Below are 14,912 nucleotides of genomic sequence, written 5' to 3' on the forward strand. Positions count from 1 at the left end.
ACTAAGTTCGCGTAATTCATTGGTCGAAAAATTTCCGCAGCCATACATTCATAGATGCCTTTATATGGAAACGATCAATTTCTTTGTTGTGCATGATTACCGTTCCTTGCGCATTCTTACGTCCAGATCGAAGCCCTGCCATTTGGCCGCTTCAAGGACATGGATGACGTGAGCCGCAGTGCGATGACAAGTCATCGATGTGCTCCCGCAGATTCCGTGAGGCATTCGTGTTGACCCACTTGTTCTGCTACTCAAAGGAGCCGACTGATGAATAAACCGTTATTGGCCTTTCTATTGATAGCCACCGTAGCCGTTGCCGGTTGCGGCGGAGGAGACAGTTCCAGCTCGAACCCGACTTCGGCCGCGGCCACACCGTCCGCGCCCAAACTGCTCACGAACATTGCCGTGCCCAATACCACGAGCCCTGCGTTCAGCTTCGACATCGGCTATGTGGAGGCGGGCAAGTATTATCTGGCCGATCGTAACAACAAGTCTGTCGATGTCGTCGACACCAAATCGCACGCGCTTATTGCGCAGATTTCCGGCAACTTCACTGGCGTGGGCGCGAATACCGATGCCTCCGGGCCGGATGGCATCGTGGGCGTGACGGGAACGCATACGCTGTATGTGGGCGACGTCGATAACGTGAAAGTCGTCGATACGTCCGCGATGCAAACGGTCAAGACGATCCCCATCAGCACGTCCGGCTCGCGCGTGGACGAAGGCTGCTACGATCCCGACGACCATCTGATCATGTTTGCGAGCCCTGGCGACACGCCGCCCTACGTGACCTTCATCTCGACCACGACGCAGACCGTCGTGAACAAGCTGGTCTTTAACGGCTCGTCCGGTCTCGAAGCCTGCGCATACGACCCGGTGTCGAAGAACTTCCTCATCAACAACGACGGAACGGCCGCTAACCCCGACGGCGAACTCGACGTGATTACCGCCAGTTCGGTCGCATCGGGCACGCCAGCAGTCAGCAAGTCGTTTCCGCTCGGCAAATGCGGGCCTGCAGGCATCGCGCTCGGTCCAAACAGCGACGTGCTGATTGGCTGCGATCCTTCGGCGGGTGACCCGCTCATCACGCTGATACTCGATCGCAATACTGGCGCGCAACTCGCGTCGGTGCCATTTGGCGGCGTGGATCAGGTGGCATACGATCCCTCGTCGAACCGCTATTTCCTGCCAGCGCGCCACTACGTCACGAGCGGCACCGCGGCGGCGTCGGGCTTCACGCCGACCATGGGTGTCATCGACGGCGCGACGCGCAAGCTCATTTATACCGTGGCGGTGGGGACGGGCGCGCACTCGGTTGGCATCGACAGCAGCCTGGGCGAAGTCTTCGTGCCATACCAGCCCGGTGCATCGGCATTCCCGAATGGCGGGATATCGGTGTTCTCGACGCAGTAGCCGGGAAGCATGAAGTCATAGCCAGCAGCCGGCGGACGTGAAAATCGTCCGCTGGCTGTTTTTGTTTCTTCGGCTGCTTCGGCCCTTCGGTCACTTACGGTTATGATGTTTCGCACCGTGCCGGCTCCGCGAGCCCGGACTGATTCCAATCATCATTACACCAGCGCATGGGTATTCGGGAACTCGCCAAAGTACTGAAGCTGTCTGTTTCGACCGTGTCGCGCGCCTTGAACGACAGCGACGAGGTGAGCGCCGAAACGCGCGAGCGCGTGCGTGCCGCCGCGCTCGAGCATGGCTACGCACCCAGCAAATCGGCCGCGAGCCTGCGCCGGGGGCGGCTCGACATCGTCGGCCTGATGCTGCCGGTGCGGCGCGAAGAAGAGACCTACACGCTCGGCATTTTCATGAAGCTGGCGGACGGTCTGCAGTCGGTGTTGTCGCGCCACGGCATGGATCTTGTCATGTACTCGAGCGAGTCGTGGGACGACGAGTTCGCGCGGTTGCGGCGCATTGTCGATCGCCGGCATGTGGACGGCGTAATTCTCGCGGGCACGCGCAAGCACGACGAGCGGCTCGATTATGTCGCGAGCCGCCATTTTCCGTTCGTGGCGCTCGGCCGCAGCGAGTCGGGCGGCGAGCATGCATGGGTCGATCTGGACTTCGAGGCGGCCGTGACGGAGGGCGTCGAGCGGCTCGTGGCGCAAGGGCATCGGCGTATCGCGCTCGCCATTCCCGGCGGCGACGCCATGCAGGCGCACATCTACCTGCGCGCATGGAAGAAGGCGATGAAGAAGCACGGGCTGCCCGTGCCCGAAGGGTTCGTGCAGCGCAACGAACTCTCCGAGCGCGGCGGCTATCTCGCGACCGAGGCGTTGCTCAACCTGGACGTGCCGCCGGACGCGCTGATGTTCCAGAGCGACTGCATGGCGATTGGCGCGTACCGCAAGCTGCACGAAACGGGCAGGGCGCCGGGCCGCGATCTGGCGATTTCGGGCGGCGTGCTGGCGGGTGAAGTGTCGGAATACCTGGCTCCGCGCCTCTCCGGCTTCACACTCGACGCCTATGGCCTCGGGCAGCGTCTCGCGCAGGCGCTGCTCGCGCAGTTCCCGGATATCGGCGACGCCTACCGCGCCGCGCGCGAGCCGCTGCTGTGGCCGCTGACGCTGCGCGAGCGCGACGACGACATCGTGACGCCCGAGGCCGTTCAACGCTAATGGCCAGCCCGGCAACGCCGCGCAAAGTATTGCGGTTTCCGCGAATCGACATTGTGATTTTCGCTTGGCTGTCTTGACAGCGCCTGCCTCACAAGCAACTATTTGCCTGTTTCCGGAAACGTTTCCGGAAAACGCGGTTCCCGCGGCACGAAGTCATGAGACCGAGGCCTGATAACGCGAACCGAACGAGACGGCTCCCGCACCGCCACAGAAAAGAGCCTGAAACAAAGCGCGATTCCCAACGCGCGAAAACGGAGACAGCATGAAGAAGCTACTTGCCGCATCCGCGGCCATTGGTTTGGCATTCTCGCTTTCCTGTGCGTCGCTGCACGCCGCGACGCTCTCGGTCTGGGCCGTGGACGAGCCCGACGACTACACCGCGAAAATGGCGCAGGAATTCGGGAAGCTGCATCCCGATGTCCAGGTGCAGATCCGCAAGGTGGGTTTTGCAGCGCTCAACGACGAAACCATGCGCGCCGTGATGTCCGGCAACATGCCGGACGTCGTGCCGGTCGACAACCCGAACACGGCGATGTTCGCTTCGAAGAACGCACTGCTCGATCTTGGTCCGTACCTCGCGAAGTCGAAGGTGATCGACGCGAAACAGATCTTCCCCGGCCCGCTGAAAAACGCCACGTGGAATGGCAAGGTGTACGCCATTCCGCGCGGCACGAACACGCTCGCGCTTTACTACAACAAGGACATGTTCAAGGCAGCCGGGCTCGATCCCGAGCGTGCGCCGCAAACGTGGGACGAACTCTATACCGACGCGCAAAAGCTCACCGACGCAAAGAAAGGCGTGTACGGTCTCGCGTTTTCCGCCATCAACACGGAAGAGGGCGTGTTCCAGTTCCTGCCGTTCGTGCAGGCCGCGGGCGCCGACTGGGACCGCATGAGCGACCCGGGCGCGGTGCGCGCGGCGGCCTTCTGGCAGAAGCTGCTGGACAGCAAGGTGGCCTCGCCGGACACGCTCACGCATAGCCAGTCGGAGGCGGCGGCCACGTTCATCAACGGCAATGCCGCGATGGACATCGACGGTCCGTGGGAACTGGGCGCCGTGGACAAGGGCGCGAAGTTCAAGTGGGGCGTGGCGCTGCTGCCGGTAGAGAAGGCGGGCGGCCCGCGCGCCTCGGCGCTCGGCGAGCAGAATCACGCGATCCTGCGTGGCGCGAAGAACCCGGACGTGGCGTTCCAGTTCCTCGAGTACATGTATGCGCAGCGCGGCCGCGACTGGAACGAATTCGGCATGCTGCCGCCTTCGAAAGACACCGTGACGCCGGACCCGAAGTGGCCGCAGGCATACAAGGTGTTCAACGAGCAGATGCAGTACGCCCGTCCGCGCGGTCCGAACCCGAACTGGCCGAAAATCTCGAAGTCGATCTCCGACGCGATCCAGTCCGTGCTCACGCATCAGGCCACGCCGCAACAGGCCATGGCGGCGGACGCACAGACGGTTCAAGCCGCGGCTAAATAAGCAATCCGAACGAAGTATGGCATTGAGGTTGCCGCCCGAGGAACATGCGTTCTTCGGGCGCTGGCCCGCCTTTGAGCAATGACCGCCATGAACACACTTTTGCGCCGTGCTCCGCGCGACCCGGCAGCGGGGCTGCTGCGCCGCTTTCCGCGCGCCCATGCCTTCGAGATTTCGCTGGCGGTGTTCGCGTTGCTGTATCTGCTGGTGTTTGCGGGCTTGCCGCTGATCTACAACATCGTGCTGTCGTTTCAGCAGGTCGACTTGATGGCGCCTGCCACGCTGTTGCGGCCGTTTGTCGGGCTCGCGAACTATCGCGATGTGTTCAGCCGTCCCGAGATGCACCAGGTGATCGTGAACACGGTGCTGTTCGTTGGGCTGTCGCTCGTCTTTCAGGTGGTGATCGGCTTTCTGCTGGCGTTGTTGTTCGCGCAGGACTTTCCGTTTTCGAGCCTCATGCGCGGCCTCTTTCTCGCGGGCTGGATCATGCCGGGCCTCGTGGTCGGCGTGATCTGGAAGCTGATTTTCGCGGGCGATTATGGCGTGCTCAATCACGTGCTGATGCAAACGCACATCCTGCAAGAGAAAATCTTCTGGCTCTCCGACCCGCACTGGTCGCTCTATGCGGTGATCGCCGCGAACGTGTGGCTTGGCGTGCCGTTCAACATGCTGCTGCTCTCGGTCGGACTCGCAGCCATTCCGGCCGACCTTTATGAAGCGGCTGAACTCGACGGCGCGAATGCGCTGCAACGCTTCGTCGGCATCACGTTGCCGATGATGAAAGCCACGCTCGGCGCCGTGATCGCGTTGGGCGCGATCCTGACAATGCAGCAGTTCGACCTGATCGCGGCGCTCACGCAAGGCGGTCCGGCCAATTCATCGCTCGTGGCGCAGTACTGGTCCTGGCAGCTTTCCCTGCAGACCTTCGAGGTGTCGGCGGGCTCCGCGGTGGCCACGGTCATGCTGGTGCTCGTGCTGATCGTCGCGGTGATCTATGTGCGCTCCACTCGCAATGAAAGGATGGTGTGAGATGAAACAGCCCCCACGTTCGCTGCGCTCACGGCCCCCCAGGGGAGCGGCCAGCCTCCTTGGGGCGGCCCTGCGGAGGCTGGCATGAAGCGCTATGTGCTGTTCGCCATCGCGCTGTGTGTCACGGTGGTTTATCTGTTCCCGCTGTACTGGATGTACATCACCGCGTTCAAGAGCGCGAGCGAAATGTTCCAGTATCCGCCCACGTTCTGGCCGCAACATCTGCAATCGCATCTGTGGCAGGTGTTCAGCAGCAGCGGCATGGGCCGCTTCTTGTGGAACTCGTTCGTGACCGCATGCGGCACGGTGGCGGTGACCGTGTTCGTCGGCACCGGCGCGGCCTACGCGCTCGCGTTCGTGCAGAACCGCTGGACCCGTTTCGCGATCTTCGCGGTGCTGGTGCTCCAGGCGCTGCCTTCGAGCCTCATGGTCACGCCGATCTTCACGGCGTTCAAGAGCCTCGGCCTGCTCGATACGCCGCGTCTGGCCGTCGTGCTCGCGCAGATCACCAAGACGCTGCCGTTCTATATCGTGCTGTGCCGCCCGAGCTTCGTGCAGGTGCCGCGCGAGTTGCGCGACGCGGCGCTCGTGGACGGCGCCACGCCGGCGCGCGCGTTCTTCGGCGTGATTCTGCCGCTCGCGGTCAACGGCATTCTCGTCTCGGCGATTCTCGTGTTCCTGCAATCGTTCGGCGAGTACGTGTACGCCCGCTCGCTGATTCTCGACGACCAGTATCAGACCGCCACGGTGGGCCTTTCGGCATTCGTCGGCGCGACCAAGGTCGACTGGATCGGCATCATGACCTACTCGGCCATTTTCGTCACGCCTATCCTCGTGGCGTTCATGCTGCTGCAACGCAAGATCGTCGCCGGGCTGACGGCCGGCGCGCTCAAGTAACGCATACGGAGAATCGCTGTGGATCGCATACAGATCGAGCGCCTGAGCAAGAGCTACGGAGCCGTGCAGGTGTTGAAGGACATCGACATTAGTGTGCCCGAAGGGTGTTTCGTCGCGCTGGTCGGGCCTTCGGGCTGCGGCAAGTCCACCTTGCTGCGCACCATTGCCGGGCTCGAGCAGATTACGGGCGGCACGCTGCGTATCGACGGCCAGGTCGTCAACGACGTGCCGCCGCGCAAGCGCGACGTGGCGATGGTGTTCCAGAGCTACGCGCTCTACCCGCACATGAACATCGAAGAGAACATGTCGTACTCGCTGCGGCTGCGGCGCGCTGCACCTCAGGTCATTCGCGAAAGCATAGACGGCGTGGCGCGCACGCTGGGCCTCGACCAGCTGCTCGGGCGCATGCCGCGCCAGCTTTCGGGGGGGCAGCGCCAGCGCGTGGCGATGGGGCGCGCAATCGTACGCAACCCAAAGGTATTTCTGTTCGACGAACCGCTCTCGAATCTCGATGCGGCGCTGCGCGTGCATATGCGCACGGAGATCCGCAAGCTGCACCAGCGTCTTTCCGCGACTTCGGTGTATGTCACGCACGACCAGATCGAGGCGATGACCATGGCCGATCACGTGGTCGTGATGCGCGCAGGCGAAGTGGAGCAGCAAGGCGCGCCGCTTACGCTGTATCACCAGCCTGCCAACCGCTTTGTTGCGGGCTTCATCGGTTCGCCTTCGATGAACTTCATCGAGGCCGTGATCGGGCCGGACGGGCGCAGCGCACAGTTCGGCGGCACACAAGGCGCGAGCCTGCAGACGCTGGACCTTGGGCGTTCGCTGCCAGCGGGCGCGGAAGTCTGGATCGGTTTGCGTCCCGAACATTTGACGTTGCACCGCGAGGCCCACGGCCTGCGCGGCGTGATCGACACCGTGGAGACCACCGGCTCCATGAACTTCATCGCGGCGAAGCTCGATGGCGTTGCGGCGCCCGTGATGATCGCGCAGGCCGGCGTATGCGCCATGCGCAGCGGCGAAGCGCTCGGGCTCGACATTTCGGGCGAGCACATTCACGTGTTCGACAGGAAGACCGAGCGGGCGCTGTAGCCAAACCGCAAGTGAATCTGGACAAGCTGTTCAATAAGCTATGAGTACATCTAAATGAAAATCAGCGATGGCAACTGGTTGATCCGGGACGGTCTGAACGTCTCGTACTCAGCGTCGCCGCACAGCGTGGAGATCGTCGGCGACGAACTGCTCGTGCACGTCGCGCCGCGCGACGTTTCGAACCGCGAACGGCAACTCGACACGGGCCTCTTTACGTGGCGTTTTTTTTCGCCGCAAAGCGGCGTGATTGGCGTGCGCGTCGAGCATTTCGCGGGCGTGGTTGATCGCGGACCGCATTTCGCGCTCAAGCACGCGAGAACGGACATCGTTACGCAGAACACTGAAGAAGAGGCGTGCCTGACAAGCGGCTCGCTCACCGTGCGTATCGTGAAGTCGGGAGACTGGTCGGTGGATTTCCTGCGCGACGGCGAGCGCATCACCGGCAGCGGCTTTCGCGCGAGCGGCCAGGTTCACGACGCCAGCCAGCAGGGCGCCGCATTCATGTTCGAGCGCCTCGATCTCGGCGTTGGCGAGAATGTCTATGGCCTCGGCGAGCGCTTCACCGCGTTCGTGAAGAACGGTCAGGTGGTCGAAAGCTGGAACCGCGACGGCGGAACGGGCACCGAGCAGGCGTACAAGAACGTGCCGTTCTATCTGACCAACCGCGGCTACGGCGTGCTGGTGAATCATCCGGAAAACGTTTCGTTCGAAGTGGCCAGCGAGAAAGTCGCGAAGGTGCAGTTCAGCGTGGCAGGCGAGCGGCTCGAATACTACGTGATCGACGGCCCCACGCCGAAAACCGTGCTGGAGCGCTTCACGCAACTCACCGGCCGGCCCGCGCTGCCGCCCGCGTGGTCGTTCGGCCTGTGGCTCACCACCTCGTTCACGACGAATTACGACGAAGCCACGGTGAACCACTTCATCGACGGCATGGCGGAGCGCGGCATCCCGCTGCATGTGTTCCACTTCGACTGCTTCTGGATGAAAGCCTTCCACTGGTGCGATTTCGAGTGGAACCGCGAGACCTTTCCCGATCCGCAGGGCATGCTCGCGCGGCTCAAGGCGCGCGGGCTGAAGATCTGCGTGTGGATCAATCCGTATATCGCGCAACCGTCGCCGCTTTTCGCCGAGGGCATGGCGAAAGGCTACCTGCTGCGCAAGCCCAACGGCGACGTGTGGCAGTGGGACCGCTGGCAGCCAGGCCAGGGCATTGTCGACTTCACGAATCCCGCTGCGGCGCAGTGGTATGCGGGCCATTTGCGTCGCTTGCTGGAAATGGGCGTGGATTGCTTCAAGACGGATTTCGGCGAGCGCATTCCCACCGACGTGGTCTATCACGACGGCTCCGATCCGCAAAAGATGCACAACTACTACAGCTACCTCTACAACAAGGTGGTGTTCGACGTGCTGCGCGAAGTGCGCGGCGAGGGCGAGGCGGTGGTGTTCGCGCGCTCCGGCACCGTGGGCAGCCAGCAGTTGCCCGTGCATTGGGGGGGCGATTGCAGCGCGACCTACGAATCGATGGCCGAGACGTTGCGCGGCGGCCTCTCGCTGGGCTTGAGCGGCTTCGGCTTCTGGAGCCACGACATCGGCGGATTCGAGCACACTGCGCCCGCCGACGTCTACAAGCGCTGGTGCGCGTTCGGACTGCTGTCGAGCCATAGCCGCCTGCACGGCAGCAAGTCGTATCGCGTTCCATGGCTGTTCGACGACGAAGCCGTGGACGTGGTGCGCCATTTCACCGAATGGAAGTCGCGCCTCATGCCGTACCTGTTCGACGCCGCGCAACAGGCGGTCGATCACGGCACGCCCGTGTTGCGCGCCATGCTGCTGGAGTTTCCGGAGGACCCGACCTGCGATCATCTGGACCGCCAGTATCTGCTCGGCGACTCGCTGCTGGTGGCGCCGGTGTTCAATGCCGTGGGCGACGTGGACTTCTGGCTGCCGGCGGGGCGCTGGACGCATCTGTTCACGGGCCGGCAGGTCGAGGGCGGCCGGTGGCTGCGCGAGCGGCACGGGTTTCTGAGCCTGCCGGTGTACGTGCGGCCGAATACGCTGCTCGCGATCGGGACCGAGGACCAGCGTCCCGACTACGACTACGCGTCGCGCAGCGAACTGCATCTGTTCGAGCTGGCCGATGGCGCGAGCGCGGCAGCGACGCTGCGCGACGAGCGCGGCGCAAGCGTCACTCACGTGAGCGTGACCCGGCGTGGCGACACGCTGACTGTGTGTTACGACGGCGTGAAAGCGCCGTTGCCGATGACGCTGCGGCAATGGCCCGAACTGCGCGACGCCGGAGGACTGAAGTCGCTCGCCGGGGAATCAGGCGTAGTCGTGCAGTTGCCGGCAGGTGAGGGAGAAGTGGTGTTGCGCGTCCCGGCGTAAGGCCAGAAATGCGACTGGCCCGCAATGGCGGGCCAGAAGGCAACAACCTTAAAGCGTGGCTTATTCAGCCTTACAGCTTACTGCGCGGCTTGACCGGCTTGCGACGAACCGTTGTTCACGCCGCCGACTGCGCTATTTTGCGCAGCCACGCGAGCTTCAGCGGCTTGAACGTTCGCCGGATATTCATTGGGGTTCGAACGTGCCGGATTGAAGCCGGCCTTTTCGACCTGGATCATGTCTGCACGGACTTGTGCGCGGGTCACGGGCTGGTTCGACTGGGCGAACACGGCAACGGGAGCGGCGAGGGCGGCAGCGATAACAACGGCTTGGACGAGCGATTTCATGACATAACCTCCAGATTTACTTTCTTCTTGAGCTGCCGACGGGGATGTCTGCAGCGATGGAGGCAGTGTAGGAGGGTCAGGGACTAGGGTAAATACCTAAGAAACGAATTCACTGTTTCCGCGGCAAGAACAATCCGGGCACGGGCACGGCGCAAGCCGTTTATTTCCGAACGTGGCGGGAGTCAGTGGGGTCAGACCGCGCTGGGCACCACGCCGACCGGATCGACGAACTCCGTCTTCCCCATGCCGCGCGACTTGGCCCGGTACATGGCGCTGTCCACGGCGCGCATCAAGGTTCGCGCGTCGAGCGAGCGGCTGCCGGTGCCTTCCGTGAGCAGGCACACGCCAATGCTGCACGACACCGTGACCGGATAGCCGCTCACGGTGCGCATATTGGCGAGAATCGCGTGGATGCTGTTGGCGACCGTGAGCGCGTCGTTCTTGTCGTAGACGTGGCGGGCCAGCACCACGAATTCGTCGCCGCCCAGGCGCGCGAGCGTGTCGCCGCGCCGCATGCGGCGCTCCAAAGCCGCGGCGAAGTTGCGCAGCAGTTCGTCGCCTACCGCGTGCCCGAAGGAGTCGTTCACTTCCTTGAAGCCGTCGAGATCGACGAGCAGCATGGCGGTGCGGTCGACTTCGCCGACGCGCGTAAAGAGCGTGCGCCCAATGGCCTGCTCGAGCCGCACGCGGTTGTAGAGCCCGGTGAGCGGATCGGTCGACGCCTGGCGTTCCAGCCGGTGCACGAGCACCGCCAGATAAATGGACGTCGCCACGAGGCTGAGCGCGATGCCGAGCCCGGCCGCGATGTTGGCGTGCCACCACGGCTGCCAGTGCATGAGTCCCATGATGCCGACGAGCGCGACGACACAGGAAAGGCCCAGCATGCGCTGGCCATAGCGGCAGCCCGCGCCAACCAGAAACCAGAAGGCCACCCACAGCAGCGGCAGCGCGGCCGTGCCGCCCACGGCCAGCGCGGCGGTGACGATGGCCTGATCGGCGAACGTGGAGAGCGCGAGGCGCACGAGCGAGCGCGCCGGCGCGACGGTTACCGCCACATACGTGATGACGCCGAACGCCACATAAGCGGTGACCGCAAGAAGCGTTGCGTAGGCATGCGTCGAGCGATAGATCGAGCAGGCAAGAAGGTAGGCGAGCAGCACGACGGAACCGAGCGTAATGCGCAGTACGGCCTGCTCTTTTTCAGGGTCCTTCGGAAATGCGCGAAACAACGCCTTCCCGGGCCAGGAATGTATTTCCGTTTCGCCCATGGCTGCCACCCCCGCTGTCGTTCTGTATTTTGTCGCCCGGTAGTGTACCCCACACATATTGCGTGTCGAGGCGCGAAAAAAACGAATTTCAATCGTGCTTTGGGTCGATGCGGTTTGCATGCGCCGCGAGCGCCACAATGTGGCGTCGTGCTGGACAACGCAATGCAGCGCTGCGCAACTTCGCGCCGAATGACCGATACTGTGGCGCGCATCGCTTGTAATCCATCGATTCGGAATTGGCTCGGTCAACCCGGTAAAGGAGAAGTCATGGGTAGGGAAGGTCTGGAAAAGCAGGGTATGTCGTGTGAGCGGCTCGCGCGAATCGAACGTTTTCTCGACGAGAACTACGTCGCCGCCGGCACGCTCGCCGGCACCGTCACCCAGGTGTGGCGGCGTGGCGAACTCGCGCTGAACTCGGTGCTGGGTCTCGCGGATCGCGAACGAGAGACGCGCATGGCCGAGGACTCGATCTTCCGCATCTACTCGATGACCAAGCCCATTACGTCGGTGGCGATCATGATGCTGGTCGAGGAGTGCAAGATCGCGCTCGACGACCCCGTGAGCAAGTACATCCCGTCATGGGAAAAGCTTGGCGTGTACGCGGGCGGCTTCATGGAGAGTTTCCAGACGCGTGCGGGCGCGCGCCCGATGCGCGTGGTCGACCTGTTGCGCCATACCTCGGGCCTGACCTACGGCTTCCAGCAAAACACCAACGTTGACGCGGCGTATCGCAAGCTCAAGGTGGGTGAGCTTGCAACCGCAGGCACGCTCGACGAAATGATCGAGAAGCTGGCCACGCTGCCGCTGGAATTTTCGCCGGGCGAAGCGTGGAACTATTCGGTTTCCACGGACGTACTCGGCTATCTCGTCGGCAAGGTCAGCGGCATGGCCTTTGAGGACTTTCTGAAAGCGCGCATCTTCGACCCGCTCGGCATGGTCGATACGGCCTTTTACGTGCCGCAAGAGAAAGTGTCCCGCTTCTGCGCGTGCTATGCCATCGGCGCGCTCGGCTCGAAGGTCGTCTCCGATCGGGGGCCGACGCTGCAGGACGATCCTCATACGAGCCCGTATCGCGAGCCGCCTTCGTTCGTTTCGGGCGGCGGCGGCCTGGTTTCCACGGCGGCGGACTACATGCGCTTCGCGCGCATGCTGCTGGGCGGCGGCGCGCTGGACGGCGTGCGCTTGCTCGGGCCGAAGACCGTCCAGCTGATGACCGCCAACCATTTGCCAGGCGGTGTCGACCTGCCGCGCCTCTCGCGCTCGATGTTCACCGAAGCGGCCTACGAAGGCGTGGGTTTCGGGCTGGGCTTCGCCACGACGATTGCGCCCGCATCCACACTGATTCCGGGCAGCGCGGGCGACTTTTTCTGGGGCGGCGCGGCCAGCACCTTCTTCTGGGTCGATCCGCGCGAGGACATGATCGTGCTGTTTCTCACGCAACTCCTGCCTTCGACTGCGTACCCGATTCGCCGCCAGTTGCGCACGCTCGTTTGCAGCGCGATTACGGAGTGCGGAACCTGAGAGTCGCACCGCAATGGACCCGCTTTCCGAAATGCTTTCCCTGCTGAACGATGGACATCGATTGAAGGCGTGACCACCCACTAAGCGTCCGGTGCATTTGTGCGCGAAGCCTGTTCTCGGGCAGGCCGCGCACCTTTACTTGATGAGTCCCTTCTGTCGCCGGTAGACGTCGGTGGGCAGGCCGCCCCATCCCCAGTTTTCCGTTGGCACCTCTTCGATAACGACAAAGGTCGCCTCGAGCGGCTTGTTCAACACGTCGAGCAATAGCTGGCTCACGCCCTTGATGAGCTGGGCCTTTTCGTCCGCCGTGACGGAATCCGTGCCGGGCTTGGTACCCTCGCGTGTGACTTGAATGGTGACGATCGGCATTTCGCTCTCCTTGATGATGATCCGTGGAAGGAGTGCCGGCGCGCGGCGCTCCTCGTTGGCATCGGTGATGCCCGGCGCGGCTTAGTGGCCGGCGATCTGGCCGCCGTCTACGTGAAGGATCTCACCCGTCACGAACGGGGCCGAGTCGAGATAGAGGATGGCGTTCACGATGTCGCTCATCTCGCCCATATGACCCATCGGGTGCAGTGCGCCAAGCGCCGCGTGGGTTTCGGGCGCGTGCATGGGCGACTTGATGATGCCGGGCGACACGGCGTTCGCGCGAATGCCGCGCTTTGCATACTCGATAGCGAGCGAGCGCGTGGCGGCGGCGAGACCGCCCTTGGTCAGCGAGGCCAGCACCGACGGTACGCCGTCGATCGCGTGATCGACGAGTGTCGTCGTGACACTGAGAACATGACCGCTCTCGTGCTTTTCCATCTCTGCAATCGCGAGCTGCGTGATATGGAAGAAACCGCCGAGATTGATGCCCGTGATCGCGGCGTAGTCTTCCGCTGTGTATTGCGTGAACGGCTTCGCCAGGAAAATGCCCGCATTGTTGATGAGCGTATCGACGCGGCCAAAACGCGAGACGGCCGTTTCGATGACACGGCGAGCCGTGGCCGGGTCGGCGATGTCGCCGGCCACTGCGACGAGATTGCTATCGTCAGTCTGTTTGATGTTGCGCGACGTCGCGACCACGTTGTGGCCGAGTGCACGGAATGCCTTGGCCGTTTCGGCGCCGATACCTTGTGATGCACCTGTGATCACGACGACTTTGGGGGATTGGCTCATATCAACCTCGAAGTAAGTTGGACTCTCTATCTGATCGGGCTTGCTGCTCCGATGTCGATCAATTTACGCACCGGCGCTGCTGTTTTGAACACAGAGGGCGGACAAACAGTTGTGAGTCGCAGGAACAAATGGGTACAAGCCGGGCACAATGACGCCACGCGGAAAAGTCATCGGATTGGCGCTTTATTAACTACGGATTACTGATTAAATAGCGGCGACCGAAACGCGTGAATGCACACGTGCGGGTCAATCTGGATAGGGGGAAAGGTGGGGTGCGCAGCGACCGTCTGGCCGCTGGCGAGTGGATGCGAGGTTCAGGAGGCTTGCGAGCGTGGATCGTGGTCGAATTCGAGCCTGATCCCGCCCGGTTCGTACACCATGGTGTGGCGTTTTGGCCCCGGCCCGAGGTTTTCCGGCGCAAACTCAATTTTCACGCCGGGCCACGCAGAAACGCGCGAGAAGACCTCGTTGAGCGCTTCTTCGCTGCCTACACGCAAGGCGAGATGATGCAGGCCCACGTGCGTCTTGCGGTCGAATTCGACAAGGCGGCTCGGGTCGGTCACTTGCCAGAGCGTCAACATGACGTGCCCGTCCGAGACGAACGCAGCAGGATAGCTGGGCCTTTCGCCAACCTGTTTCCAGCCCAGACAATCCACGAAAAAGTCGCGGGTGAGGTTCAGGTCGCGTACGGTCAACCCGACATGATCGATGCCCAGCGTAAGCGGTTTGTCAGTCATGCTTCGATTCTCCTGAGGAAAGAGGGTGGAGATCCGGGGCAAATCTCTGCCGAAACAATATAGCTGTGAAGTACGGCGTCGATAGTCGCTTGCCGCTCACATCACTTTTTACACGGTGTATCGCGTCGCGCGCGGAGGGGGGGGCCGCGCCAGTTCGAGGCGCTGACTCGTCGCGTACGGCTCCGGGAACTTGGTTGCATGAATCTGCAATGTCAGATATATTCCGCATCAGATATCGAGGAGGGCAATCGATGAACGATCCCGTCAATGAAGATTCCCCGGGGCAACATATGAGTTGCGGGCCGCGACCGAGCGGCCCTCGCGCGTCGACGAAACGTCGACGAGGCGCCAAACGCTGCTTTCCAGATTGCTCC

13 protein-coding genes are annotated in these 14,912 nt (G+C 62.7%); 8 read left to right on the forward strand and 5 right to left on the reverse strand.

The features are described from left to right. The first annotated feature begins 267 nt into the window (after positions 1 to 267). The 7 genes from U5A52_RS36385 to yicI all read left to right on the forward strand — a co-directional run bounded on the left by U5A52_RS36385 (position 268) and on the right by yicI (position 9,507). The gene (locus U5A52_RS36385; protein WP_321938899.1) at positions 268 to 1,413 is read left to right on the forward strand and encodes a hypothetical protein; all 1,146 of its coding nucleotides are present in this window, start codon (positions 268 to 270) and stop codon (positions 1,411 to 1,413) included. A 167-nt stretch (positions 1,414 to 1,580) separates the two neighbouring features. After that, entirely contained in the window at positions 1,581 to 2,627 is a 1,047-nt protein-coding gene (locus U5A52_RS36390) for a substrate-binding domain-containing protein (protein WP_321915023.1), read from the forward strand. Positions 2,628 to 2,889: 262 nt separating this feature from the next. Then, entirely contained in the window at positions 2,890 to 4,101 is a 1,212-nt protein-coding gene (locus U5A52_RS36395; RefSeq protein WP_321915022.1) for a sugar ABC transporter substrate-binding protein, read from the forward strand. A gap of 87 nt (positions 4,102 to 4,188) precedes the next feature. Further along, positions 4,189 to 5,127: a sugar ABC transporter permease gene (locus U5A52_RS36400; protein WP_321915021.1), complete on the forward strand. Its 939-nt coding sequence runs from the start codon at positions 4,189 to 4,191 to the stop codon at positions 5,125 to 5,127. Between the two features lie 84 nt (positions 5,128 to 5,211). Next, positions 5,212 to 6,024, forward strand: a complete 813-nt coding sequence (locus U5A52_RS36405) for a carbohydrate ABC transporter permease (RefSeq protein ID WP_321915020.1) — start codon at positions 5,212 to 5,214, stop codon at positions 6,022 to 6,024. An 18-nt stretch (positions 6,025 to 6,042) separates the two neighbouring features. Beyond that, entirely contained in the window at positions 6,043 to 7,122 is a 1,080-nt protein-coding gene (locus tag U5A52_RS36410; RefSeq protein ID WP_321938900.1) for a sn-glycerol-3-phosphate ABC transporter ATP-binding protein UgpC, read from the forward strand. A gap of 54 nt (positions 7,123 to 7,176) precedes the next feature. Beyond that, positions 7,177 to 9,507, forward strand: coding sequence for an alpha-xylosidase (gene yicI, locus U5A52_RS36415; RefSeq protein ID WP_321938902.1), 2,331 nt, complete (start codon positions 7,177 to 7,179; stop codon positions 9,505 to 9,507). A gap of 77 nt (positions 9,508 to 9,584) precedes the next feature. Here yicI and U5A52_RS36420 read toward each other — a convergent pair whose 3' ends face one another. Then, positions 9,585 to 9,851 (reverse strand): DUF4148 domain-containing protein, encoded by a 267-nt coding sequence (locus U5A52_RS36420; RefSeq protein ID WP_321915017.1) that lies wholly within the window; start codon positions 9,849 to 9,851, stop codon positions 9,585 to 9,587. A gap of 191 nt (positions 9,852 to 10,042) precedes the next feature. Next, on the reverse strand, positions 10,043 to 11,119 hold the full coding sequence (locus U5A52_RS36425) for a GGDEF domain-containing protein (protein WP_321938903.1): 1,077 nt from the start codon (positions 11,117 to 11,119) through the stop codon (positions 10,043 to 10,045). A 267-nt stretch (positions 11,120 to 11,386) separates the two neighbouring features. On the opposite strand from U5A52_RS36425, the gene U5A52_RS36430 reads away from it, so the two are divergent. Beyond that, on the forward strand, positions 11,387 to 12,640 hold the full coding sequence (locus tag U5A52_RS36430) for a serine hydrolase domain-containing protein (RefSeq protein WP_321938905.1): 1,254 nt from the start codon (positions 11,387 to 11,389) through the stop codon (positions 12,638 to 12,640). Positions 12,641 to 12,775: 135 nt separating this feature from the next. Here the strand turns inward: U5A52_RS36430 and U5A52_RS36435 are convergent, their stop codons facing one another. The 3 genes from U5A52_RS36435 to U5A52_RS36445 all read right to left on the reverse strand — a co-directional run bounded on the left by U5A52_RS36435 (position 12,776) and on the right by U5A52_RS36445 (position 14,538). After that, positions 12,776 to 13,009 (reverse strand): 4-oxalocrotonate tautomerase family protein, encoded by a 234-nt coding sequence (locus U5A52_RS36435; RefSeq protein WP_321915014.1) that lies wholly within the window; start codon positions 13,007 to 13,009, stop codon positions 12,776 to 12,778. Positions 13,010 to 13,090: 81 nt separating this feature from the next. Then, positions 13,091 to 13,801 carry an SDR family oxidoreductase gene (locus U5A52_RS36440; RefSeq protein WP_321915013.1) on the reverse strand — a complete coding sequence of 237 codons (711 nt, stop codon included), beginning with the start codon at positions 13,799 to 13,801 and terminating at the stop codon, positions 13,091 to 13,093. A gap of 314 nt (positions 13,802 to 14,115) precedes the next feature. Then, complete coding sequence (locus U5A52_RS36445) at positions 14,116 to 14,538, reverse strand: VOC family protein (protein WP_321915012.1); 423 nt, start codon at positions 14,536 to 14,538, stop codon at positions 14,116 to 14,118. Positions 14,539 to 14,912: the final 374 nt, after the last annotated feature.

It is taken from the genome of Paraburkholderia sp. J8-2, from assembly GCF_905220195.1.
Lineage (GTDB): Bacteria > Pseudomonadota > Gammaproteobacteria > Burkholderiales > Burkholderiaceae > Paraburkholderia.